The 21,737-nt window shown below is 62.3% G+C and carries 24 protein-coding genes, 1 tRNA gene and 1 pseudogene; 10 read left to right on the forward strand and 16 right to left on the reverse strand.

Going from position 1 to position 21,737, the window contains the following annotated elements:
- Positions 1-29: 29 nt before the first annotated feature.
- Positions 30-479, forward strand: a complete 450-nt coding sequence (locus ACFJIU_RS21495) for a hypothetical protein (RefSeq protein ID WP_379063340.1) — start codon at positions 30-32, stop codon at positions 477-479.
- A complete protein-coding gene (locus ACFJIU_RS21500) occupies positions 476-1,186 on the forward strand; it encodes a hypothetical protein (protein ID WP_379063342.1) in 711 nt (236 codons plus the stop codon). The genes ACFJIU_RS21495 and ACFJIU_RS21500 overlap by 4 nt, the downstream gene beginning before the upstream one ends.
- 49 nt (positions 1,187-1,235) lie before the next feature.
- Here the strand turns inward: ACFJIU_RS21500 and ACFJIU_RS21505 are convergent, their stop codons facing one another.
- From ACFJIU_RS21505 to ACFJIU_RS21545, 9 genes and pseudogenes are all read right to left on the reverse strand, one after another.
- Positions 1,236-1,751 carry a hypothetical protein gene (locus tag ACFJIU_RS21505; RefSeq protein WP_379063344.1) on the reverse strand — a complete coding sequence of 172 codons (516 nt, stop codon included), beginning with the start codon at positions 1,749-1,751 and terminating at the stop codon, positions 1,236-1,238.
- The gene (locus tag ACFJIU_RS21510; protein WP_379073281.1) at positions 1,727-2,134 is read right to left on the reverse strand and encodes a hypothetical protein; all 408 of its coding nucleotides are present in this window, start codon (positions 2,132-2,134) and stop codon (positions 1,727-1,729) included. Before ACFJIU_RS21510 ends, ACFJIU_RS21505 begins: the two co-directional genes overlap by 25 nt.
- A 177-nt stretch (positions 2,135-2,311) precedes the next feature.
- Positions 2,312-2,359 (reverse strand): annotated as a pseudogene (locus ACFJIU_RS21515) (SEC-C metal-binding domain-containing protein); the annotation flags it as partial.
- Between the two features lie 95 nt (positions 2,360-2,454).
- Entirely contained in the window at positions 2,455-3,171 is a 717-nt protein-coding gene (gene pdeM / locus ACFJIU_RS21520; protein WP_379063346.1) for a ligase-associated DNA damage response endonuclease PdeM, read from the reverse strand.
- Complete coding sequence (locus ACFJIU_RS21525; protein WP_379063348.1) at positions 3,168-5,684, reverse strand: ligase-associated DNA damage response DEXH box helicase; 2,517 nt, start codon at positions 5,682-5,684, stop codon at positions 3,168-3,170. Before ACFJIU_RS21525 ends, pdeM begins: the two co-directional genes overlap by 4 nt.
- Positions 5,685-6,350: 666 nt before the next feature.
- Entirely contained in the window at positions 6,351-6,704 is a 354-nt protein-coding gene (locus tag ACFJIU_RS21530; protein WP_379063350.1) for an endonuclease domain-containing protein, read from the reverse strand.
- A 146-nt stretch (positions 6,705-6,850) separates the two neighbouring features.
- Positions 6,851-7,339 carry an ABZJ_00895 family protein gene (locus tag ACFJIU_RS21535; RefSeq protein WP_379063352.1) on the reverse strand — a complete coding sequence of 163 codons (489 nt, stop codon included), beginning with the start codon at positions 7,337-7,339 and terminating at the stop codon, positions 6,851-6,853.
- Positions 7,340-7,920: 581 nt separating this feature from the next.
- Entirely contained in the window at positions 7,921-8,841 is a 921-nt protein-coding gene (locus ACFJIU_RS21540) for an LD-carboxypeptidase (protein WP_379063354.1), read from the reverse strand.
- Between the two features lie 561 nt (positions 8,842-9,402).
- A complete protein-coding gene (locus ACFJIU_RS21545; RefSeq protein ID WP_379063356.1) occupies positions 9,403-10,314 on the reverse strand; it encodes a methyltransferase domain-containing protein in 912 nt (303 codons plus the stop codon).
- Positions 10,315-11,272: 958 nt separating this feature from the next.
- Between ACFJIU_RS21545 and ACFJIU_RS21550 the strand changes: the two genes are divergently transcribed.
- The 5 genes from ACFJIU_RS21550 to ACFJIU_RS21570 all read left to right on the forward strand — a co-directional run bounded on the left by ACFJIU_RS21550 (position 11,273) and on the right by ACFJIU_RS21570 (position 15,209).
- The gene (locus ACFJIU_RS21550; RefSeq protein WP_379063358.1) at positions 11,273-12,283 is read left to right on the forward strand and encodes a ligase-associated DNA damage response exonuclease; all 1,011 of its coding nucleotides are present in this window, start codon (positions 11,273-11,275) and stop codon (positions 12,281-12,283) included.
- Complete coding sequence (locus ACFJIU_RS21555) at positions 12,280-13,875, forward strand: cisplatin damage response ATP-dependent DNA ligase (protein WP_379063360.1); 1,596 nt, start codon at positions 12,280-12,282, stop codon at positions 13,873-13,875. Before ACFJIU_RS21550 ends, ACFJIU_RS21555 begins: the two co-directional genes overlap by 4 nt.
- Positions 13,876-14,018: 143 nt before the next feature.
- On the forward strand, positions 14,019-14,372 hold the full coding sequence (locus ACFJIU_RS21560; protein WP_379073187.1) for an endonuclease domain-containing protein: 354 nt from the start codon (positions 14,019-14,021) through the stop codon (positions 14,370-14,372).
- A gap of 189 nt (positions 14,373-14,561) precedes the next feature.
- The gene (locus tag ACFJIU_RS21565; protein WP_379063362.1) at positions 14,562-14,777 is read left to right on the forward strand and encodes a hypothetical protein; all 216 of its coding nucleotides are present in this window, start codon (positions 14,562-14,564) and stop codon (positions 14,775-14,777) included.
- Positions 14,778-14,855: 78 nt separating this feature from the next.
- A complete protein-coding gene (locus ACFJIU_RS21570; protein ID WP_379063364.1) occupies positions 14,856-15,209 on the forward strand; it encodes a hypothetical protein in 354 nt (117 codons plus the stop codon).
- 166 nt (positions 15,210-15,375) lie between these two features.
- Here the strand turns inward: ACFJIU_RS21570 and ACFJIU_RS21575 are convergent, their stop codons facing one another.
- Together ACFJIU_RS21575 and ACFJIU_RS21580 are read right to left on the reverse strand one after the other, a co-directional pair.
- Positions 15,376-15,765 carry an endonuclease domain-containing protein gene (locus ACFJIU_RS21575; protein WP_379063366.1) on the reverse strand — a complete coding sequence of 130 codons (390 nt, stop codon included), beginning with the start codon at positions 15,763-15,765 and terminating at the stop codon, positions 15,376-15,378.
- A 134-nt stretch (positions 15,766-15,899) separates the two neighbouring features.
- The gene (locus tag ACFJIU_RS21580) at positions 15,900-17,003 is read right to left on the reverse strand and encodes a hypothetical protein (RefSeq protein ID WP_379063368.1); all 1,104 of its coding nucleotides are present in this window, start codon (positions 17,001-17,003) and stop codon (positions 15,900-15,902) included.
- Between the two features lie 199 nt (positions 17,004-17,202).
- Between ACFJIU_RS21580 and ACFJIU_RS21585 the strand changes: the two genes are divergently transcribed.
- The 3 genes from ACFJIU_RS21585 (at position 17,203) to ACFJIU_RS21595 (ending at position 18,667) form a co-directional block, all read left to right on the forward strand.
- Complete coding sequence (locus tag ACFJIU_RS21585) at positions 17,203-17,370, forward strand: hypothetical protein (protein WP_379063370.1); 168 nt, start codon at positions 17,203-17,205, stop codon at positions 17,368-17,370.
- Positions 17,371-17,373: 3 nt separating this feature from the next.
- Positions 17,374-18,321, forward strand: a complete 948-nt coding sequence (locus ACFJIU_RS21590; RefSeq protein WP_379063372.1) for an NAD(P)H-dependent flavin oxidoreductase — start codon at positions 17,374-17,376, stop codon at positions 18,319-18,321.
- Between the two features lie 270 nt (positions 18,322-18,591).
- Positions 18,592-18,667 (forward strand) — tRNA-Thr (locus ACFJIU_RS21595).
- Between the two features lie 558 nt (positions 18,668-19,225).
- Here the strand turns inward: ACFJIU_RS21595 and ACFJIU_RS21600 are convergent.
- From ACFJIU_RS21600 to ACFJIU_RS21620, 5 genes are all read right to left on the reverse strand, one after another.
- The gene (locus ACFJIU_RS21600; RefSeq protein WP_379063374.1) at positions 19,226-20,077 is read right to left on the reverse strand and encodes a hypothetical protein; all 852 of its coding nucleotides are present in this window, start codon (positions 20,075-20,077) and stop codon (positions 19,226-19,228) included.
- 1 nt (position 20,078) lies between these two features.
- Positions 20,079-20,495: a hypothetical protein gene (locus ACFJIU_RS21605; RefSeq protein ID WP_379063376.1), complete on the reverse strand. Its 417-nt coding sequence runs from the start codon at positions 20,493-20,495 to the stop codon at positions 20,079-20,081.
- A 10-nt stretch (positions 20,496-20,505) separates the two neighbouring features.
- A complete protein-coding gene (locus tag ACFJIU_RS21610; RefSeq protein WP_379063378.1) occupies positions 20,506-20,880 on the reverse strand; it encodes a hypothetical protein in 375 nt (124 codons plus the stop codon).
- A gap of 72 nt (positions 20,881-20,952) precedes the next feature.
- A complete protein-coding gene (locus tag ACFJIU_RS21615; RefSeq protein WP_379063380.1) occupies positions 20,953-21,249 on the reverse strand; it encodes a hypothetical protein in 297 nt (98 codons plus the stop codon).
- Positions 21,250-21,416: 167 nt separating this feature from the next.
- Positions 21,417-21,662, reverse strand: a complete 246-nt coding sequence (locus tag ACFJIU_RS21620; protein WP_379063382.1) for a DUF6881 domain-containing protein — start codon at positions 21,660-21,662, stop codon at positions 21,417-21,419.
- Between the last annotated feature and the right edge of the window lie 75 nt (positions 21,663-21,737).

Below are 21,737 nucleotides of genomic sequence, written 5' to 3' on the forward strand. Positions count from 1 at the left end.
GCTTTTCAGTAAGAGACCCCGGAGTTTGAATGGCGAACCAACAGATTCAAAACATGACGGCGGATTTGCCGTATTCCCTGAGAGAAAATGTCAACGGCTACGTGGACGCGGTTGCTGCGGCAATTTCAGATATCGCGAGAGAAGCCCGCGTCGATATTCAGGGCGAGCGGCTAGACCAATTCCTGCTTATCGTGGCTATCCGCAGAGTCTGGTCATTCGTGAATGGTCAATACTGGATAATGACCGACAGTATAGGGGTCGCAACCCGGAGCGAGGTAAGCGCAGACGGCGTGCCGCAGGTAAGAGGCTTTCGTGTGGGTAGAGACGAAATTAGTCAAGACTCACAAGCCTTTTTGGAGGGGCGCCTTCTACGGGATGAATTATACAAGCTGATCGTGAAACTTCGGATCGAAGAACTAGTGGTCGAAACTAGTAGCCTCAGTGAGATAGCGAACAAAATGTTTGCGAGGCCGGCTTGAACGTCGTAGAAATCGAAAAATCTTTAAAAGCGTTCATTAGATCGCATTCCCTCCAATTTCATCAACTAGCTGTGCGGGAAACTGCACTTTTAGAATTGGGCGCTCTTACTATTGCATCGGAACATTATCGTCTCGCGGGATTCACTGTCACCGTCGAGAACGCAATAAACGGCTTGTTCGTAGCTAAATTATCCTCCCGCGGGCATCCATACAATTTTTCATGGTTTCAGTGTGTGAAGGGAGATGAACTTTATGAGATTCACTCGAACCTGTCTGTAATGGGCGCGCACAAAGATGGCGCCGTATATGTTGTTGATGTGGCCGTTGTAGTTGGTGCTGATCAAGTTCCAAAAGCAAAGCCGAAGAAACCTTGGATAGCACTTGATAACAGCGCGCTTGCAACTTTCGCTGAAGTCAAAAAACTCATCGTCTACCCGATGCTTCTTGCCCAATTTGTCGGAATAGTACACGAAATCGCACCATCGAAGCTTAAAAAGCCAAAGCCGGGAACGATCTCAGACGAACATTTCCCCCCGTCATTGATAACCCTGGGGTATCTAACGAAAACATCCGGCAGGGCGCTAAAGGGCTTCGCCAAAAGAAAATTCAGAATCAGTGTAGTCCACCATTTCGACATGCATCTTTCCCAAATGAGACAGGGAAAAGTAGAAAAATCTCCGTTCACTCTTATTGAAAATTTCATTTGATCAGGATGATGCACGGCAGCGTCGTCCAAAAAAAAACCATCGCTGCCTTCTACTTATAACCAACGGTAAATCGGCCAGCTATTTTCCATTCGGGAAGCTCAAGGCTGTCATCAACCAGAGGCTTATCAAGCTGTTTGGCGAACATGTTGGCCGAGCGCGCCATGCGATCGACTAAAGCGGCCTTGGCCAATCCCGGTAAGGCTTCCCACCAGTCAGGGGAGATATGAACGTTTTCGAAGTGCTCGAACATCAGCCTCACTAACGCCGCGCCAACCCCTGTATCATCGATGCGGTCGAGTGAATCGACGAACCGACGACACACGTCATCGTCCTCTGCAAACCACTGAAAAACCACGGCGCCCCTGACACCACCCCACATCGATGTCACAGTCATCGCGGCAAGACGCTCAGGTGCCGCAATGTCCTGCAACTCGTTTCCATCAAAGTCCGACGAAGGCAGCCAGCCGGCCGAGCACATGACTGGGGGCGGATCGACTGTCTCAATCACATACGCTCTAATGTCTCCGTAGTCCCCGGCCATCAGACGCGAGGCGTAGCCTTCCATCTGAGCGAGCGTATCTCTAGGCCTGCCGCAAGCCCATACTCGAACAGTTGATTCAGTGTCTGGACTTCTATTTGACGGCCAACGCCTTTGCCTCGATCGGCAAGACGGCGGAACGGCGACATGCGTGCGGAACTCTCCTTGGTATAACGTTCACGCGCCATTGCACGATAGCCGAGCAGAAAACACTGTTCTGGTGACGCAGTGAACGGTACCTTTTCCACCGGCGCAAATATCGCATCGTCGTGTACCGAGCAGAAACCGGTGAATGTTGATGCGCTGCGCACGCCAACTAGTACCGGGTCGAGCTTACCCGCGTTCTTACTAAGGTTTTCGATGGTCGGGATGAACGCATAAACGTGTCCGTTCCGTGCGATATGATTCAAGCTGCCGGATCGGGGTACCGTGTGGGCACGAATAATCCGGCCACTGCAGTGTGGCTGCCAGACTGCGGGTGCAGAGCAGGTCGGTTTCCGGAACTCGTCGCGGAATGCTTTCTCAGCTTCCCATTCTTTGATTGGCGCCTGACTTTCTCGGGCAAGATGGCACAGCTTAAATTTGCGGCCCGAGCCACACCAGCATTTCTCATTTCGTTTAACTCCTATCCCCATCGTTATGCCCCAAACCACGCAAGCTCACCTGTGGCCTTAATAAGCGCCATTTTTCGTGTCTGATGGGATCGACTAGGTAGCTAACAGCTTCCCTCCTACCCCGGCCTGAGCATCGCCCCCGAAATCGCAAACACCCGCTCCGCCCCCAGCATGTACGCCATCAGCGTTTCGCGCCTGAACAGTCCCTGATAGGCCCGGTCGAGCACATTGAGCGAGCCGGTGTAGGCGCCGAAGGCGGGCATGATGAGGCGGCCGCCGTCGCCGGCGAAGCAGCGGCGGCGGACGGAGCGGCCGCGTTGGACGATGCGGGCGCAGGGGTGGAGGTGGCCGGCGATCTCGCCTTCGATGCGCTGCCTTGACGGTTCGTGGCGGAACAGCACGGCGCCGACCGCGAGTTGCAGCACGGTTTCGCCGGGCAGGTCGGCCGGGGCTTCCGGGTCATGGTTGCCGGCGATCCAGAACCAGTCGCGCCCGGCCATCAGCCCTTCCAGCCGCTGGCGGAAATCGGGATGCAGGCGCTCGGCGCCCTGGCCGTCATGGAAGGAGTCGCCGAGGCTGACGACGATTTTCGGCTGATAGTCAGCGATCACCGCTTCCAGGCGGGCTAGAGTGGCGACGGTGTCGTAAGGCGGGATCAGCGCGCCGCGACGGGCGAAGGACGAGCCTTTTTCGAGATGCAGGTCGGAGACGGCAAGCAAGCCAAGGTCGGGGAAGAACAGGACACCGCGCGCATCGCACAGCGCACGCTCGCCGGCGACCGTTACCGGTTCGCCGCCGATGGCTTGTGCCGCGCGTGCCGCCGAAAAATTCATCGGGGTCCCATTGCCTCTTCGACCAGATCGGCCGCTTCCATCAGCAGCGATTCATTGGCGCCGCCATTCACCGATTCCTTGCCGATCTCCAGCATCACCGGCACGGCCAGCGGCGAGATGCGGTCCAGCACCTTATGCACGATTCGGCCGCGCACACGCGAGAGCAGCAGGCCAAGCCTGCTGACATCGAGCAGGCCGGTGGCGGCATCGTTGCGGGTGGCCTGCAGCAGGATGTGGTCGGGCTCGTGGCTGCGCAGCACGTCGTAGATCAGGTCGGCCGAGACGGTGACCTGGCGGCCGGTCTTTTCCTGGCCGGGGAAACGCTTCTCGATCAGCCCGGCGATGACCGCGCAGTTGCGGAAGGTGCGCTTCAGCATCCAGCTGTCGTTCAGCCAGGCGTCGAGATCGTCGCCCAGCATGTCCTCGTCGAACAGTTCGGCCAGCGACGGGTTTTTCGCCTTGAACAGCGCGCCCATGTCGTCCAGCGCCCACACGGCCAGCGAATAGTCGGTGGCGACGAAGCCGAGCGGGCGGGCATTGGCGCGCTCCAGCCGGCGGGTGAGCAGCATGCCGAGCGTCTGGTGCGCCAGCCGGCCCTCGAACGGGTAGCACACCATGTAGTGGCGGTTGCCCTTCGGAAAGGTCTCGACCAGCATGTCGCCCTTCTTCGGCAGCACCGAACGCAGCTTCTGCATGGAAAGCCATTCGGCGACCTGTTCGGGCAGGTTCTGCCAGCGCTTTGGGTCAGCCAGCATGGCGCGCACCTGCTCGGCCAGATAGGTGGAGAGCGGGAACTTGCCGCCGGCATAGCTCGGCACGATGATGTTGGCGCCGCTGCCGTTGGAAACGATGCATTCGTTCTCGCGGATGCCTTCGAAGTGCAATACCTTGCCGGCAAACAGGAAGTTGTCGCCCGGCCGCAGGGTCTCGGCGAAATACTCCTCGATCTTGCCGAGCACCGGGCCGCCGCGCCCGGCCATGCCGCGGCCCTGGCGCACGTAACGCACATTGAGCTCCGGCATCTCGACGATGGTGCCGACGTTGAGCCGGTATTGCTGGGCGATGCGCGGATGGGTGACGCGCCAAAGGCCCTCTTTTGTGCGGCGAATGCGAGCGTAGCGTTCGTAGCTCTTCAGCGCATAGCCGCCGGTGGCGACGAAATCGACGACACGGTCGAAGGTTTCGCGGGTCAGTTCGGCATAGGGCGCGGCGGAGCGGATCTCGGCATAGAGAAGGTCGGCATCGAAGGGGGCGGCACAGGCCGAGCCCAGCACGTGCTGGGCCAGCACGTCCAGCGTGCCGGCAAGCAGCGGCGGCGTGTCCTGCGCACCGAGATAGTTGGCGTCGAGTGCGGCGCGGCACTCCAGCACCTCGAAACGGTTGGCCGGGATGAGGATCGCCTTGGAGGGCTCGTCCATGCGGTGGTTGGCGCGGCCGATACGCTGGGCAAGGCGGCTGGCGCCTTTCGGCGCGCCGACATGGACGACGAGATCGACATCGCCCCAGTCGATGCCGAGGTCGAGCGTCGAGGTGGCGACGATGGCGCGCAAGGCGTTGTCGGCCATGGCCTGTTCGACACGGCGGCGCTGGCCGACCTCGAGCGAACCGTGATGCAGCGCGATCGGCAGCGCATCCTCATTGGCGCGCCACAGCTCCTGGAACAGAAGCTCGGCCTGGCTGCGCGTGTTGACGAACAGCAGCGTCATCTTGTGGCGGCGGATCGCCTCGTAGATCTCGGGGATGGCGTAGCGCGCCGAATGGCCGGACCAGGGCACGCGCTCGCGGGAATCGAGAATGGCGATGTCCGGCTTGGCGCCGCCGGCGACGGTGATGAGGCCGGCCATGGGGGCAGCTCCCGGCGGCTGCGGCACCAGCCAGCGGCGCAGCTCGTCGGGCTCGGCGACGGTGGCGGAGAGGCCGATGGCCGTGAGGTCCGGCACGAAGCTGCGCAGCCGCGCCAGGCCGAGCGCCAAAAGATGGCCGCGCTTGGAGGTGACCAGCGAATGCAGCTCGTCGAGCACGATGTAGCGCAGGTCCTCGAAGAAGCGGTCGGCGCCGTTGGCGGCGATCAGCAGCGCCAGCTGTTCGGGCGTGGTCAGCAGGATGTCGGGCGGCGCCAGCTTCTGGCGCTGGCGCTTGTGGGCGGGCGTGTCGCCGGTGCGGGTCTCGATCGAGATGGGCAGGCCGATCTCCTCGACCGGCTTGCCGAGATTGCGCTCGATGTCGACGGCCAGCGCCTTCAGCGGCGAGATGTAGAGCGTGTGCACGCCGCGCGGCCGCTCGCCGGGCCGACGCCTCGGGCGGCTGGCCAGCTCGGTCAGCGACGGCAGGAAGCCGGCCAGCGTCTTGCCGGCGCCGGTCGGCGCGATCAAGAGCATGGAGCGGCCGGCATGGGCATTGGCCAGCAATTCCAGCTGATGCGGACGCGGCGCCCAGCCCTTGGCCGCGAACCAGTGGGTGAAGGGTTCGGGCAGCAGGGTGTCGTCAGCAACGAGGCGCGGTTTGGCGGTCACCGGCAAGACCTAGCGCGGGCGCGGGCGCAGGCCAAGCGAAATATGGAACAAAAGGGGATCGGTTTGGGGTGGATGGACTTATGCTGAGTGCCAGCGCAGCGAACGGGCGCGGCGCTCGTATCTCCCCCTTGCGGGGGAGAAAGCGATTTCAGCACCTTAGACGAGCACGCCCGCAGGGCGGCGCGGACTAAGTGCTAGAAATCGCAAGAGAGGGGGTGAGAGCCTGGTTCGCCGCAGGCGAATTGAAAGGTCCAGTGGACCTTTCAAAAAGGCTCGAACGCCCGAGGCCATAGCTGAGGGCCGGGGCCGGCACGCCGCTGACAATCAGCGTTCAGAACAACAGCTCACTTGCGAACCGCTCAGCTGAAGATCCCCTCTCTTGGATTTTCTACGACTTAGACTGCGCTGCCCTACGGGCATGCTCGCTAAGATCGTGAAAATCCTTTCTCCCCCGCAAGGGGGGAGATAGAGGCGCCGCGCCAGGCGCAAGGCCGAGAAACGGGATCGTCTTTGGTGGACGGGATTGTGTAGGTTGAACACTACCGTAGCGGACAAGCGCGGCGGCTTATCTCCCCCCTTGCGGGGGAGAAAGCGATTTCAGCAGCTTAGTGAGCATGCCCGAAGGGCAGCGGAGCTAAGTGCTAGAAATCGCAAGAGAGGGGATTTTCAGCCTCGACCTTTTGCAGCCTGCAGGATCGCAGAGCATACGGCGTCGGGATTTTTCTCGACCTCGTCATTCCAGAAGCGGAGGATGTGGAAACCCTGTTCCTCAAAATGCCGGTCGCGGACGACATCTGCCTGAGAATCCGCATGCTGGCTGCCGTCGACCTCAATGATCAGCCCAGCCTCGAAACAGACAAAGTCGAGGATGTAGCCATCAAGCGGCACCTGCCGCTTGAACTTCAGCCCGTTGAGTTGACGATTGCGCAGAGCTTGCCAAAGAAGGGTTTCAGCCTTCGTCGCATCGGCGCGCATTGCCCGGGCAAAGCCACGGCTTGAAAGTGTAACTGGCTGGCGCATTGCGGGCAAATCCCCTCTCTTGCGATTTCTAGCACTTAGCCTGCGCCGCCCTGCGGGCGTGCTCGTCTAAGATGCTGAAATCGCTTTCTCCCCCGCAAGGGGGGAGATAACGCGCCTCGCGTTTCGCGCCACTCGCCTGCGCTTGCCTATTTCGCGCGGTCGAGCCGCTTCAGCGCGCCGCGGGCGAGGAAGCCGGCGGAGGCGAAGATGATGACGAAGGTCAGTGCGAAGACCAGCGCGGCCAGAACGGCGAAGGTGAGCGTGGGCGAGGCGTTGCCGACGGTCAGTTCGCGGATGACGTCCTTCAGCGCATCATGTTCGCCGGCGAGATCCAGCAGCAGGGCCGACAGCGCCTGCAGTGCTGCCGTCACGACGACCGCGACGACGGCGCCCAGCGTGGCGAGGCTCAGCCGCTCCGACGACAGCGGCGCGCGCCGGGTGTCGGTGACGAACTTCTGCATGACGAAGGCCAGGCTCGCCATGATGACGATGATGCCCATCGCCGCCGGCGTCTCGAAGCGCAGCACGGTCGTCAGCACGGCGACGACGACCTGGCAGAACAGCATCATCAACCCGAACAGCAGCGCGTATTTCAACATGCCGGTCGGCGCGGCGGTGTCGCTGGAAAAAGTCATGGTCGTCCCTCGAAAATCCGGTGCTGAAAAATCTGCAATCCCCGACCGGCTCCTAGCCGATGCAACCGAATGCCACAAGCGGGGCTTGGGCGGCGGCCGCCCTTATCTCCCCTCTTGCGGGGGCTGAGAGCCTGGTTCGCCTGAGGTCACGGGAAAGGTCGGTGAATCCGCGAGACCACAGCCGAGGGCCGGCGCCTCTTATCTCCCCCCATGCGGGGGAGAAAGGATTTTCACGATCTTAGCGAGCACGCCCGTTGGGGCGGCACAGCTAAGTCGTAGAAAATCCAAGAGCGGGGATATTCAGATGAGACGCTTCGCGGGTGAGAGCTTTCTGCCCTCGAGCAGGGCAGCTTGAAAAGCAGATTGCCAATGTCACGGCGACAAATCCCCTCTCTTGCGATTTCTAGCACTTAGCCTGCGCCGCCCTGGGCGTGCTCGCCTAAGATGCTGAAATCGCCCGGCCCTCGGCTATGGCCTCGGGCGTTCGAGCCCTTTCAAAGGTCCACCGGACCTTTGAATTCGCCTGCGGCGAACCAGGCTCTCACCCCCCACAAGGGGAGAGAAAGGCGCACTGCCCCGTTTCACCGCACAGCCGCCGCCACGGACAGCGTTCCGTCGGAGGCATCCAGCACCGCTTGCGTTCCGACCGGCACGGCGACGGGGTTGTCGCCATGGCCGAAAGGCAGGCCGCCCAGGATGGGCACGGCAAGATGGGCCAGGCGTTCGCGCAGCAGCTCCACCACCGTCACCCCTTTGGAACTGGCGAAGCCGGTGAACTGACCGACCGCAACCCCGGCGACGCCGTCGAGCGCGCCGGATTTCAGCAGCCGGGTCAGGTTGCGGTCGACATGCCCCAGCCCCTTGTCGACGTCCTCGAGCAGCAGGATGGCGCCCTGCAGACTCGGCAAGGTCCAGCCTGCCGCCGTCGCGATCATGTCGAGGTTGCCGCCGAGCAGGATGCCTTCGGCGCGGCCGGCGGTGGTCAATGCCGATGTCGGCTCGTGCGGCTCGCAATGGATGGTGGCCGCCTCGGTCGTCAGCAGCGCGCGCAGGAAGGACTGTTCGGCGCGCTCGCCATGCTGGCCGGCGCTCCAGCAGGCGCCATGGATGCCGGGAACGCCGGCGCCGTCCCACATCGCCAGATGCAGGATGGTGATCTCGCTGAACCCGACCAGCGGCTTGGGGTCGGCGCGCAGGGCGGCAAGGTCGAGCCCGTCGGCAATGCGGTAGGCGCCCTTGCCGCCACGCGTGGCGACGACCGCCCGCACCGCACTGTCGCGCAGCGCGTCGTTGAGATCGCCGAGCCGGTCCTCGTCGCGGCCGGCGAGATAACCATAGCGGTCGAAGACGTGCCGGCCGAGCTGAACCCGCAGGCCGTTGCGCTCCAGCACGGCCACCGCCTGTTCGACAGCCTGCTCGTCGGGCGTGCTGGCCGGCGAAACGAGACGCACCGCATCGCCGGGGCGGAGCACGTGGGGACGGAGCGGGGCTTCGGATCTCAAGTCGGTGTTCTCAACCATTGTCGCACAGGCGTAACGTGCCACGCGTTGCCGGCAAATCCCCTCTCTTGCGATTTCCAGCGCTGCGTCGGCGCCTATCTCCCCCCATGCGGGGGGTGAGAGCCTGGTTCGCCGCAGGCGAATTGAAAGGTCCAGTGGACCTTTCAAAAGACTCGAACGCCCGAGGCCATAGCCGAGGGCCGGGTAGCGGCGCCTCCTATCTCCCCCCATGCGGGGAGAAAGGATTTTCACGGTCTTAGCGAGCACGCCCGTCAGGGCGGCACAGCTAAGTCGTAGAAAATCCAAGAGAGGGGATTTGCAGCTGAGGGGCCGTGGGTTTGCGAGATAACTTGTTTGAGAAGTTTTTTGAAAAGCTCCTTGTCCGCGATGTGCCGACAAATCCCCTCTCTTGCGATTTCTAGCACTTAGTCTGCGCCGCCCTGACGGGCGTGCTCGCCTAAGATGCTGAAATCGCTTTCTCTCCCGCAAGGGGAGAGATAGGGGGCGTCCCGCCTTCGCACCGCCCAGTCTTTTTTGAAAGGTCCGCTGGACCTTTCAATTCGCCTACCGCCTCGCCACCACGATCAGCCCCGCGACCGGTTCGCGGCGGTCCTGGCGGATGACGCGCTCTTCGAGCGAGAGCACGGAAAAACCGTTCCCGGCGAGCACGGCGCGGACATAGGGTTCGGAGTGGGCATAGCGGCGCGAGGGCTGCAGGGCGAAGCCGCCGGCTGCATCCAGCTTCTCGACCGAGAAGGCGAACAGGCCATCGACGCCGAGCAGGCCGGCGACGGTGGCGACGATGGTTTCCAGCGCGCCGACATACATGAAGACATCGGCCGCGGTGACGAGATCGGGTGCGGTGCCCGTGTAGGCGAACTGCTGCAGGTCGGCCTTGCCGAGATGATCGTAGACGCCCTTGCGCTCGGCCTTGCGCAGCATCTCGGCGGAGATGTCGAAGCCCTCGAGGCGTTCGACGATCGGGCGCAGCCTCTCGCCCATCAGGCCGGTGCCGCAGCCGAGATCGAGCGCGAGCCGGAAGCGGCGCCCGGCCCCGGGCACAGCGCGGATCGCCTCATCCAGATATTGCGGCACGCGGTAGCCGAGCTTTTCGACCAGTGCGGTGTCGAAGTTCGGCGCGTACTGGTCGAACAGCGCCTCGACAAAGGCACTCGGCGGCGCTGAAGCCGGCGGCGCCTTGCCGATCAGCGCCAGCTTCAGCGCCGAACCCGGCCGGTCGGCGGGGTCGAGCTTCAGCGCCATCGTCCAGGCCAGTGCCGCGGCTTCCAGATCGCCGGCCGCCTCCTGCATTTCGCCGAGCCGGAACCAGCCGAGCGCCCAGTCGGGAGCAAGCTCCACCGCGCCCAGCATCAGCTCGGCGGCATCAGCATAGTCCTGCGAGGCGAACAGCGCCTCCGCGTAGTCAGCGCGGCGGTCGGCAAGCAGGTCGCCCGACGAAGCGGGTAGCGGTTTCATGAAGAGATCTCCGGCGCGCTTCGATCGTGAACCCGGCGAAAGGGGCGAGGAAGCGACGGGTTCACGCCCTAGCTGGAGAGTGGTGGCACGCGCAAGCCCCCTTGTCTGGTGGCACACCTCCCGCAAGGCGAACTGCACGACGACCCTGAGCCCTCGCGAAGCGAGCTGCACGAGGGTCCTCATCCTGAGGTGCTCGCGAAGCAAGCCTCGAAGGACGCACCTGCCGCCGTTTGGTGCGTCCTTCGAGGCTCGCCGGGCAAGGGACCGAGCTGTGCTTTCGGCTGATGTGCGGGCGAGCACCTCAGGATGAGGGCCGTCGTGCAAGACGCCTTCATTCTGCAACGCCGAAGAATTGCCCCGCACCCGCGTCCCCGGGAAGATCGCGAACGGACGTGCGAGGACACCGGAAACAGTTTTCGCCGCGAAGCTGCACAACGGTCCTCATCCTGAGCTCTCGCGAAGCGAGCTGCACGAGGGTCCTCATCCTGAGGTGCTCGCGAAGCGAGCCTCGAAGGACGCACCTGCCGCCGTTTTGGTGCGTCCTTCGAGGCTCGCCCGGCAAGGGACCGAGCTGTGCTTTCAGCTGATGTGCGGGCGAGCACCTCAGGATGAGGGCCGTCGTGCAAGACGCCTTCATTCTGCAACGCCGAAGAATTGCCCCGCACCGCGTCCTCCACCAACCGGGAAGATCGCGAACGGACGTGCGAGGACACCGGAAACAGTTTTCGCCGCGAAGCTGCACAACGGTCCTCATCCTGAGCCTTCGCGAAGTGAGCTGCACGGTGGTCCTCATCCTGAGCCTTCGCGAAGTGAGCTGCACAACGGTCCTCATCCTGAGGTGCTCACGAAGTGAGCCTCGAAGGACGCACCTGCAATCCCGCCGGCCTCCTGACAAATCTGGCAGCAGCCTTGTCAGGAGCATCTTTCATCCGGCGGGCGATGACCTATCCTGAAGACCATGCGCCCAAGCGACCTGCTCTGTTCCCGCCCCCAGGGGCTCTATTGCCCGCCCGGCGATTTCTTCATCGATCCGGTCGGTGCGGTCGACCGCGCGCTGATCACGCATGGCCATTCCGACCATGCCCGGTCCGGCCACCGCTCGGTGCTGGCGACGCGCGAGACGCTCGACATCATGGCGCTGCGCTATGGCGCGGATTTCGCCGGTACCACGCAGGCCGCCCGGCTCGGCGAGACGATCAGCCTGAACGGCGTAAGCGTCTCCTTCCACCCGGCCGGCCATGTGCTGGGCTCGGCGCAGATCGCGGTGCGCCACAACGGGCTGACCATCGTTGCCTCCGGCGACTACAAGCGCCAGCCCGACCCGACCTGCGCCGCCTTCGAGGTGGTGCCGTGCGATGTCTTCATCACCGAGGCGACCTTCGCGCTGCCGGTGTTCCGTCATCCACCCGCCGAAGACGAGATCGGCAAGCTGCTGCGCTCGGTCGAGCAGTTTCCGGAGCGCTCGCACCTGGTCGGCGCCTATGCGCTGGGCAAGGCGCAGCGGGTGATGCGGCTGTTGCGCGATGCCGGCTACGACCGGCCGATCTACATCCACGGCGCCATGACGAAGATCTCCGACTACTACCAGGGCCAGGGCATCGATCTCGGCCCGTTGGAGCCGGCCACGGTGGAGAGCGGCAGCAGGACCGACTTTGCCGGCGCCGTCGTCATCGGCCCGCCGTCGACCTTTGCCGACCGCTGGGCGCGGCGCTTCCCCGACCCGGTCTCCTCCTTCGCGTCGGGCTGGATGCGCATCCGCCAGCGCGCCAAGCAGGGCGGCGTCGAGCTGCCGCTGATCATCTCCGACCATGGCGACTGGGACGAGCTGGCGGTCACCATCCGGGAGACCGGCGCGGGCGAGATCTGGGTCACCCACGGCCGCGAGGAAGCACTGGTGCGCTGGTGCGAGCTGGAAGGGCTGACGGCAAAACCGCTGCACCTCATCGGTTACGAGGACGAAGGGCAATGAACCGCTTCGCCGAACTGCTCGACCGGCTGGTGCTGACGCCTGCGCGCAACGGCAAGCTGAAACTGCTGACCGACTATTTCCGCAACGTCGAGGACCCCGACCGGGGCTTGGCGCTGGCGGCGATTACCGGCGACCTGTCGATCGCGGCGGTGAAGCCCGCCATGCTGCGCGCGCTGGTGACCGAGCGCATGGACCCGGTGCTGTTCGGCTATTCCTACGATTATGTCGGCGACCTCGCCGAGACCGTCTCGCTGGTGTGGCCGGCCGATCCCGCCGCGCGCGCCAACCATGTGCCGACGCTCGGCGAGGTGGTGGCGCGGCTGCAGGCGGCCAGCCGCTCCGACGGGCCAAAGGTGCTGGCCCGCCTGCTCGACAGCGCCGGCATCTCGGCGCGCTTCGCCATCATCAAGCTGGTCACCGGCGGCCTGCGCATCGGCGTCTCGGCCAGGCTCGCCAAGCAGGCGGTGGCCGATCTCGGACCGGTCGACGTCTCCGAGATCGAGGAGCTGTGGCACGGGCTGACGCCGCCCTACAGCGAGCTGTTCGCCTGGCTGGAAGGCAAGGCCGGCAAACCGGAACGCGCCGCCAAGGCGCTGTTCCGTCCCGTCATGCTGGCGCATCCGGTCGAGGACAAGGATTTCGAGAAGCTGGAGCCTGCCGGCTACGCCGCCGAATGGAAGTGGGACGGCATCCGCGTGCAGGCCGCCGCCGAAGGCGGCGTGCGCCGGCTCTATTCACGCACCGGCGAGGATGTCGCCGGCGCCTTCCCGGACCTCACCGATGCGATCGACTTCGAGGCGGTGCTGGACGGCGAACTGCTGGTCGGCGCGCCCGGCGCCACCGGCACTTTCTCCGACCTGCAACAGCGGCTGAACCGCAAGAGCGTGTCGCCGAAGATCCAGGCGCAGTATCCTGCCTTCATGCGCTGCTACGACCTGCTGCAGCTCGGCGAGGAAGACCTGCGCGGCCTGCCCTTGCGCGAACGGCGCACGCGGCTGGAAGCCTTTATCAAGACGCTCGATCCGACCCGCTTCGACCTGTCGCCGCTGGTGGCGTTCGAAAGCTGGGCGGATCTCGAAGTGAGCCGCAGCAACCCGCCGCACCCGATCATCGAAGGCGTGATGCTGAAGCGCTGGGATTCGCCCTATGTCGCCGGCCGCCCGAAAGGTCCGTGGTTCAAGTGGAAACGCGACCCGCACACGGTGGACGCGGTGCTGATGTATGCCCAGCGCGGCCATGGCAAGCGCTCCTCCTTCTATTCCGACTACACGTTCGGGGTGTGGTCGGGACCGGAAGGCGCGGAAGAGCTGGTGCCGGTCGGCAAGGCCTATTTCGGCTTCACCGACGAGGAGCTGAAGAGAATAGACAAATATGTGCGCGACAACACCATCGAGCGCTTCGGCCCGGTGCGCTCGGTGCGCGCCGATCGCACCGCCGGCCTGGTGCTGGAAGTCGCCTTCGAGGGCCTCAACCGCTCGACCCGCCACAAATCCGGCGTCGCCATGCGCTTCCCCCGCATCTCCCGCCTGCGCTGGGACAAGCCGACGGCGGAGGCCGACCGCATCGAGACGCTGCAGGCACTGCTGGATTGAGGCCTCTCCTGACTATGGGACGCGGGCACGCGCTATCTCCCCCCTTGCGGGGGAGATAGCGATTTCAGCATCTTAGACGAGCACGCCCTTTAGGGCGGCGCAGGCTAAGTGCTAGAAATCGCAAGAGAGGGGATATGCCCGCAATGCGTCAGCCTGTTACGCCTTCCCATCGTGGCTTCGCCCGTTCGATGCGCGCCGATGCGACGAAGGCCGAGAACCTGCTTTGGCAATCGCTGCGCAACCGTCGGCTCGATGGATTGAAATTCAAGCGGCAGGTACCGCTAGATGGCTACATCCTCGATTTTCTCTGTTTCGAGGTGAAGTTGATCGTCGAGGTGGATGGTAGCCAGCATGCGGATTCTCAGGCAGATGTCGTCCGCGACCGGCATTTTGAGGAACAGGGTTTCCGTATCCTTCGCTTCTGGAACGACGAGGTGGAACAGAACATCGACGCGGTGTGCTCGGCAATTCTGCAAGCTGCAAGGGGCAGCGGCTGAATGTCCCCTCTCTTGCGATTTCTAGCACTTAGCTCCGCTGCCCTTCGGGCATGCTCACTAAGGTGCTGAAATCGCTTTCTCCCCCGCAAGGGGGGAGATAGAGGCGCCGCGCCTCCGCGAGCCAAGGCAACAGGCTGGCTTCTGCTGGCCGAATTCAGGTATGTTCACCGGACAGTGGACGGAGGGCAGATGCCGGAGCAATCGCGCATCCGATTGAATGTGGACCAGAGGCGCGCCAGAAAGGCGGCGCAGATAGCCGAATTCGTCTCGGCCGTGGGCCGCAGGTCCAGCGACCGCCATGGCATGGACCCCAATGACCGGCACTTCGATCCGGACTTCAGCAGGCAGTTGCGGCGCATGCCGCCTGAAGACTTCGACCGCCTGCTTCGCGAGGATGAGGACTGATCGGCTGAGCTGATCGGAGTGCGGATGGCCAGATGCGTCCTGTGCTGAAATGCCCATGAGGATTGGAGGTTCACTGTCTTGAGTGTCTTTGGTTTCAGCAAGACCGGGAAGGTCTGGGGTCTGAACCGCAGCATCACCATGCATATGATCGACTGGTGGATCGACCGGGCCGGCCCCCGTCCCTATCTCCTCGAGATCAGGCAGAGCTACGACCACGGCTACAACCATGGCGACCTGACCAAGGTCGCGGACAGCGACAAGGCCGAATTGCGTGATCTGGTGCAGTCGATGCTGGATGCCGGCTACGAGAACAAACTGGTAGCAGAGGCCACGCAGCTGCCGCGCGTGCGCGAAAGCCTGATCGAACTTCACGGGCTGCTCAACGGCGAACTGGAAGGCACACCCTTTCATCAGAGTGCCGAAAGCGCCTGACACGAGACGCTGCAGGCACTGCTAGATTGAGGCTTCTCCTGACTATGGGACGCGGGCACGCGCTATCTCCCCCCCTTGCGGGGGAGAAAGCGATTTCAGCATCTTAGACGAGCACGCCCGCAGGGCGGCGCAGGCTAAGTGCTAGAAATCGCAAGAGAGGGGATATTCAGCCGCGCCCCTTCGCAGCCTGCCGAACCGCCAAGCACACCGCGTCGATATTTTTCTCCACCTCGTCATTCCAGAAACGAAGGATGCCAAAGCCCTGTCCTTCGAAATGCCGGTCGCGGACACCGTCCTGTTGCGAATCTGCATGCTGGCTGCCATCGACTTCGACGATCAGCTTTACCTCGAAACAGGCAAGGTCAAGGATGTAGCCGTCGAGCGGAACCTGTCGCTTGAATTTCAATCGATCGAGCTGACGGTTGCGCAGCGCTTGCCAAAGAATGTTCTCGGCCTTCGTCGCGTCGGCTCGCATCGAACGGGCAAAGCCACGGCGTGAGGGCGTAACTGGCTGACGCATTGCCCGGCAAATCCCCTCTCTTGCAATTTCTAGCACTTAGCCTGCGCCGCCCTGCGGGCGTGCTCGTCTAAGATGCTGAAATTGCTTTCTCCCCCGCAAGGGGGGAGATAGGCGCGCCGTCTGCAAACAATGGCAAGAAGCGCGCTCCCGCAAAAGGACCAGGCCGCCCCCTACTCCGTCACCGACACCCGGATCTCGTAGATGTCGACCGACTTGCCCTGCTTGTCGAAGTCGGAGTTGATGGCGATGGTGCCGGCGGAGCCGGGGCGCTTGGCGGGCATCTGCACGTCGAACAGATATTCGTTGCGCTGGTTGCCGACGGCGTAGCGCTTGCGGCCGCAGTCGCCGAGTTCGCCGAAATTGCAGTCGACCGACATCTGCGTTTCCTTGCCGTCCTGGGCGCGGGCGATGATGTCGAACACGGCATGCTTGCCGGCGATCTTCTCGAGCACGCCCTGGCCGACGTCGAAGGAGACGGCCGAGCCGGAAGCGCCGGAGGTGACGCGCACGAAGGCGCCGGAATCGTCCTTCATCACTTCCGCCTTCGCATCCGAAGGCGTGGCGACCTGCGCCGGGTTGGCCGGCGAGAAGACGCTGATCCAGTTGCGGTTCTGCGTCTCGCTGGAGAGCTTCGGCTTGCCGGCCGCGTCCGGCTCATAGTCCTCGTCGGAAACCGTCGGTGTCGGCGACGGTGGCTGGCCGAGCTGTTCGCTGGTCTTGAAGGCGTTGGACTGCATTGCCCACCACAGGCCGATGCCGATCAAAGCGAGGATGGTGACGCCGAAGAACATCGCCGTCAGCGGCAGGCGGCGGCCGATGCGGCGCGGCTTGCGGTCCGGCGAGACCTGCGGTGTGCCGGCAAGGGCGACCTCCGCCGCCGAGGGCGGCAAGGCACCTTCGGGAATGATGTCGGGCACCACCGGCAGCACGCGCGAGCGCGGCGCGTCCCCGAGCGACGGCTCGACGCGGCCGCCATTCTGGCTGGGCGCAGCCTGGGCCGGTGCAGCGGGCGCACGGTCACCAAGTTCGACCCCAATATTCACATCTGGTGCAACGCCCGGCACCGCCGGCAGGAATTCCGATTCGATCTCGGCGATCTTGGCCTGCATCGCCTTGCGGCGCTTCATCGCCACCTCGACGGTGACGTTCGGATTGGCCAGCAAGGCACGGTCGAGGGCGGCGAAAGCCGAACGGTAGACCCGCTCGCGGAATGCGCGATCGTCGGGGTTGCCTTTTTCGAAGGCGTTGCGGATCGCCTTTTCGATCGGGTCCAAATCGATTTCCTTCCGGGCGGCGGTCACATTTTGCTGATGGTTAGCCGCCGGAACACGATCAATCAACGGTCGGCTGCCGCCATTTGCCCCTAAGCAGCGTCTATTATTCGCATTTTTGCCGCCAACCGTGGCTTTCGGGAAGCAATCTCTGCAGGTTTCCCGTCCCGCCCTGCCAAAATCGATGGCAAATCCGGAGCCGATGGCCGGCGCGCCCCTGCTTATGCTTCGGGTTCCGGCGCGTACCGGTGACACGTTGCGCCAGTTGCAAAACCCTGTTGATTTTCGGGCGGGCGCGACGATTGCGGAGGTGTCCGGCTTGCGCTATGAAATTGACGTTTACGGAAACGTCAATTTCAAGGGAGGCTGACGCGTGGCGCTGCCAGACATTCTCACCAGGACCGTCCGCATACCGGTGGTCGGCTCGCCGCTGTTCATCATCTCGCATCCGCCGCTGGTGCTGGCGCAGTGCAAGGCCGGCATCGTCGGCTCGTTTCCGGCGCTGAACGCGCGCCCCGAAGCCCAGCTCGACGACTGGCTGGCCGAGATCACCGAGGAGCTGGCCCGCCACGACGCGGCGCATCCCGAACGGCCTTCCGCCCCCTTCGCCGTCAACCAGATCGTGCACAAGACGAATGGCCGGCTGGAGCACGACCTCAAGCTCTGCGTGAAATACAAGGTGCCGGTGGTGATCACCTCGCTGGGTGCGGTCGAGGAAGTGAACCAGGCCGTGCATTCCTATGGCGGCATCGTGCTGCACGACATCATCCATGACCGCCATGCGCGCAAGGCCATCGACAAGGGTGCCGACGGGCTGATCGCGGTGGCGGCCGGCGCCGGTGGCCATGCCGGCACGCTGTCGCCCTTCGCGCTGGTGCAGGAGATCCGGCAATGGTTCGACGGGCCGCTGCTTCTGTCCGGCGCCATCGCCAATGGCGGCGCGGTGCTGGCGGCGCAGGCGATGGGCGCCGACATGGCCTATATCGGCTCGCCCTTCATCGCCACGGCCGAGGCGCGCGCGACGGACGGCTACAAGCAGATGATCGTCGACTCCAGGGCGGCCGACATCGTTTATTCCAACCTGTTCACCGGCGTGCACGGCAACTACCTGAGGGGCTCGATCCGCGCGCAGGGCATGGACCCGGACAACCTGCCGGTCTCCGACCCCTCCAAGATGGATTTCGGCAGCGCCAAGGCCTGGAAGGAGATCTGGGGCTGCGGCCAGGGCATCGGCGCCGTCGACGGCGTGGTACCGGCCGCCGAACTGGTCGAACGGCTGGTGCGCGAATACGAGGCAGCGAAGACCAGGCTGGCGGCCTAGGGGCGCTTTCCTCCTATGGATCGATGCGAGTCGCTGGCCTCGCCTCATTTCTTCCAGCACCCCTCATCCGTCCCGTCGCTGCTCCGGCGGCAAAGCCGCCGTTGCTGATCCAGCTTCTCCCGCAGGGGGAGAAGGCAACACCATTGTCGCACCATCGCAACGGCCGTCGGCAACCCCACGGCTTTCGCATAAAATCGGCGATGACCCATCTTGAATTTGCCGGGGCTTGCGGCTATCACGCAGCCATCTTGCGGGCTTCGAGCCCGCCGGGCCGCTTTAGCTCAGTCGGTAGAGCACATCATTCGTAATGATGGGGTCGCGTGTTCGAGTCACGCAAGCGGCACCACTTCTCCCTCGGGTCTGCCATAAGATCGGCCGCTTGACTTGAGGTGGAGATTTATCTGTCCACACATCAATCCACCCCGCGTTTCCGCTAGAGCGGTCCGCTATTAAAAGGGGTTCCAGACGTGAAGCGTTGGCGCATGCAACCATTAAGGCGCCAAAACCAAGAGCCGTGACAATATTTCGCAAACAGGAAGACTAGTGCGGAATTCTGAACCGCCTATGCAACAAATTATCTATAGCTGAAACCAGATCTTCCAACACAGATTCTAGCTCCTCACGATCCTCCACGGCCTCACCGAAGCGACAAAATTGCCTCTCATCTATATATGAACGAATTAGATCTCTAAACAATTCGATCTCACCGACTCCGATATCCTCGAGAGATATCGAATTATACCCGAAATCATATTGCTTCTTGAAATCCAGCAAGAATTCTCTGTTCCCATTTATTCTTATCGAATATTCTAAAATGTCGTATATAAGTCGGCTCGATGCGCCCCATACTTCATTTCCGTCTATTTGAATAACACTCATTGATCAAACCCGGAAAGATCAATCCTCAAGATCCACCCAGAACCTTCAGCAAGGTCGTGCCCGGTGGGCAGCGCTCCTCACCGTGATGGATCAGCGACACCGTCTCGAAGACGATTTCGAGCGTCACATCGTTGAAGGAGATAACCCAGAACCGCGGATCGAGCACCTGCCACCTGGTTGTTTCCTCGGCGCCGACGACCTCGTTGAAGGCCCAGGGCGCAACGGGGTATCTGAATGTCTTCAAGCCTTCGACGGTCTCCGGATTCATCCGGAAATCGATCACGTCGCCGAATTTCAGGACAACGTTCCCAGCCTCCGCGCGCTCGGACGTCCGATAGCAGACGAAAGCATCCTCGCCGTCGAAGAAGACTGCTGGGTTCAAGACTGTCCCGATCCTCGGAAAGGCTTCGTGAGCGATCGATACCTGCATGATCCGTTCCATCGCGTTCGCTGATCTCGTCGCCACCTTTTCGACCTCCCGGAAAGAAGAGACAAAGGCGAAGACAACAAGGCTGAGACCATACGTGGCCAGCCCAACCAATATTGCTTCGGAAGCTGGACGAGGCGATCCCGTCAGCATGCCAGGCCTGAACTGAAAGGCTTGCATGGAGAACAGCAAAGCCAGGAAAGTCGACAGGAGCCCTGCCAGGGAGGCGTAGAAAACACCTCGCAGCGTGTCCGGCCCGATCTTGTGGAACAGATCGGAGATCGCAAATATGCCGCCGAACAATGCGGAAAAAACGATCGCGAAAACGAAGGACATCGCGACGCCGTTTTGATCCTGCAGCAGCAGATTGAACAGCGTCGCGGCCAGCCAAAAGCAGAGGTTTATCACGAGGACGCGAACCGTCGCCTTCTTCACCCGCGAAGGTTCCATCTCAACCCTCTGCCGGCGTTGCCGCCGCGAGCCAGCATGCGCTTGCACACCTTGCCACCACCTCGACCGTACACTCCAGGCTGAGCAGCACGAAATGCTGGCAGTCGTTGAAAAACAGGCCCACCCATTCGGAATTTTCGATTCTTATGGTTGGCCAGCGATAGGAGTCGCCGTCCAGCATCGGCAGAGCCGACGTGTCTCTCACGGTCATGCCCATGCCGAGCATATCGTTGGTGGCCGAAATCCGCTCCAGGCCAGCGAATTGAATCTGCAGCGTGCGGTCGTCGCCGACGAATCTGCCTTCGACGACGGCCTCGAAATCATTGTCCGTCCTCACCCTCCACACGTGGCAGGGACTGTGAGGCACGTCGTCCACCGGCAGCCATTTGACGGCCCGTTCGCGATCCGGGTTTTCCATGATCCTCCCTCTACGGCACAGGTTTGCGGCTTGCAGGCAGATACTCGCCGGCCTGGGGCTCGCCAGCCCATGGTCCGGTGTCGCTGCCAGCCGCGAGGACCGCAAGCTGGTGCTCAAGCAGCGTTTCCAGATCCCAGTCCAGCGCCTGGTACTGGTCGATGACGCCGAATTGCGTCCATGGCGACCGATTGAAACCGTTCTCCAGATGGTTGTAGTAGAGCACGGTGGCGCCGATCAGGCCGACGACCCAGCACGGCTCATAGCCGCGCAGCTGCCACAGGGCGGGAGGGATTTTCACCGTGTCCCACAGCTTCCGTTGCGGCACGGACATGCGATCCCGGCCCTGGTTGAGTTCGTCCCACAATCCTGCTTCCGAAAAGACCATCTGAAACCCTTCTGGCTGGCTTTTGCCATGGCCTGGAAGACGCTGCACGCGCCAAAGACAAGGTGGACCGGTTCAGCTCGTTTCGATGTTGAAGATCACCTGCAGGCCGATCCCGAGCAGGTTCAGCCCGCTGCCAATGGCCAATATCCAGTTCGTCACCAGCGTCGCCAGGTGCTGCTTTCGACGGATGCCGAGCAGGACCCAGGCGAAGCCAAATGTGATTGCCGTCCCAACGAGCGCCGAAAGCAGCAATTTCATCAGCGCCTGATTGGCGGTGTATCCTTGCGCGAGGGCATCGAAGCTCTGCGTCAGGCCGAACAACAGCGCAAACGCATAAAGTGTATGCGTCGATCTCATATACTCGTTCATGCCGTCCGCCCCCGAACCATACCCAACCACCTATCACCCCGCGCGCAGCCGGAACAGCCGTCGCGACTGCCTGCGCTGACCATCGGCCCGCGTCTAGCGCAGGATCGGATGGAGGATTTGCACCGTTCTTCAAATGAACGTGCGTTCAGCAGACGTATCTTCGCCTGCTATACGCTCCCACTCCTTCTCAAATTCAAAATCGCCAAATCCCAAACCTCATTAAATTCGGCTTCAGAAATCTCCTTCGCTTCGAATTGAGTATCCTTGTTAATTTGCTCCAGAGCAGGAAAATAATCCCCCGAAATCCATTTCTCTCCAGTTTCTATATCCGGTCCGGCAATATCCATTTTTCCACAAATGTATCTTTCAACTTTTCTATTTTCTACCTCATCATCATCTATCTCGTAAAACATATCGGCCGGCCTATGCTCACCGTATAGCCGCCAATGCACGTGAACATACCTCATTTATTTTCCCAAAATTTGAAA

Source organism: Mesorhizobium sp. UC74_2 (assembly GCF_042701485.1).
In the GTDB taxonomy this organism is placed as follows: Bacteria; Pseudomonadota; Alphaproteobacteria; order Rhizobiales; family Rhizobiaceae; genus Mesorhizobium.

Coding starts and splice junctions, on each gene's coding strand:
- ACFJIU_RS21585 (WP_379063370.1), top strand. CDS start 17,203: ATGGCCGGCGCGCCCCTGCTTATGCTTCGGGTTCCGGCGCGTACCGGT.
- ACFJIU_RS21560 (WP_379073187.1), top strand. CDS start 14,019: ATGCGTCAGCCTGTTACGCCTTCCCATCGTGGCTTCGCCCGTTCGATG.
- ACFJIU_RS21505 (WP_379063344.1), bottom strand. CDS start 1,751: ATGGAAGGCTACGCCTCGCGTCTGATGGCCGGGGACTACGGAGACATT.
- ACFJIU_RS21545 (WP_379063356.1), bottom strand. CDS start 10,314: ATGAAACCGCTACCCGCTTCGTCGGGCGACCTGCTTGCCGACCGCCGC.
- ACFJIU_RS21555 (WP_379063360.1), top strand. CDS start 12,280: ATGAACCGCTTCGCCGAACTGCTCGACCGGCTGGTGCTGACGCCTGCG.
- ACFJIU_RS21495 (WP_379063340.1), top strand. CDS start 30: ATGGCGAACCAACAGATTCAAAACATGACGGCGGATTTGCCGTATTCC.
- ACFJIU_RS21600 (WP_379063374.1), bottom strand. CDS start 20,077: ATGGAACCTTCGCGGGTGAAGAAGGCGACGGTTCGCGTCCTCGTGATA.
- ACFJIU_RS21610 (WP_379063378.1), bottom strand. CDS start 20,880: ATGGTCTTTTCGGAAGCAGGATTGTGGGACGAACTCAACCAGGGCCGG.
- pdeM (WP_379063346.1), bottom strand. CDS start 3,171: ATGAATTTTTCGGCGGCACGCGCGGCACAAGCCATCGGCGGCGAACCG.
- ACFJIU_RS21615 (WP_379063380.1), bottom strand. CDS start 21,249: ATGAACGAGTATATGAGATCGACGCATACACTTTATGCGTTTGCGCTG.
- ACFJIU_RS21565 (WP_379063362.1), top strand. CDS start 14,562: ATGCCGGAGCAATCGCGCATCCGATTGAATGTGGACCAGAGGCGCGCC.
- ACFJIU_RS21535 (WP_379063352.1), bottom strand. CDS start 7,339: ATGACTTTTTCCAGCGACACCGCCGCGCCGACCGGCATGTTGAAATAC.
- ACFJIU_RS21530 (WP_379063350.1), bottom strand. CDS start 6,704: ATGCGCCAGCCAGTTACACTTTCAAGCCGTGGCTTTGCCCGGGCAATG.
- ACFJIU_RS21550 (WP_379063358.1), top strand. CDS start 11,273: ATGCGCCCAAGCGACCTGCTCTGTTCCCGCCCCCAGGGGCTCTATTGC.
- ACFJIU_RS21605 (WP_379063376.1), bottom strand. CDS start 20,495: ATGGAAAACCCGGATCGCGAACGGGCCGTCAAATGGCTGCCGGTGGAC.
- ACFJIU_RS21620 (WP_379063382.1), bottom strand. CDS start 21,662: ATGTTTTACGAGATAGATGATGATGAGGTAGAAAATAGAAAAGTTGAA.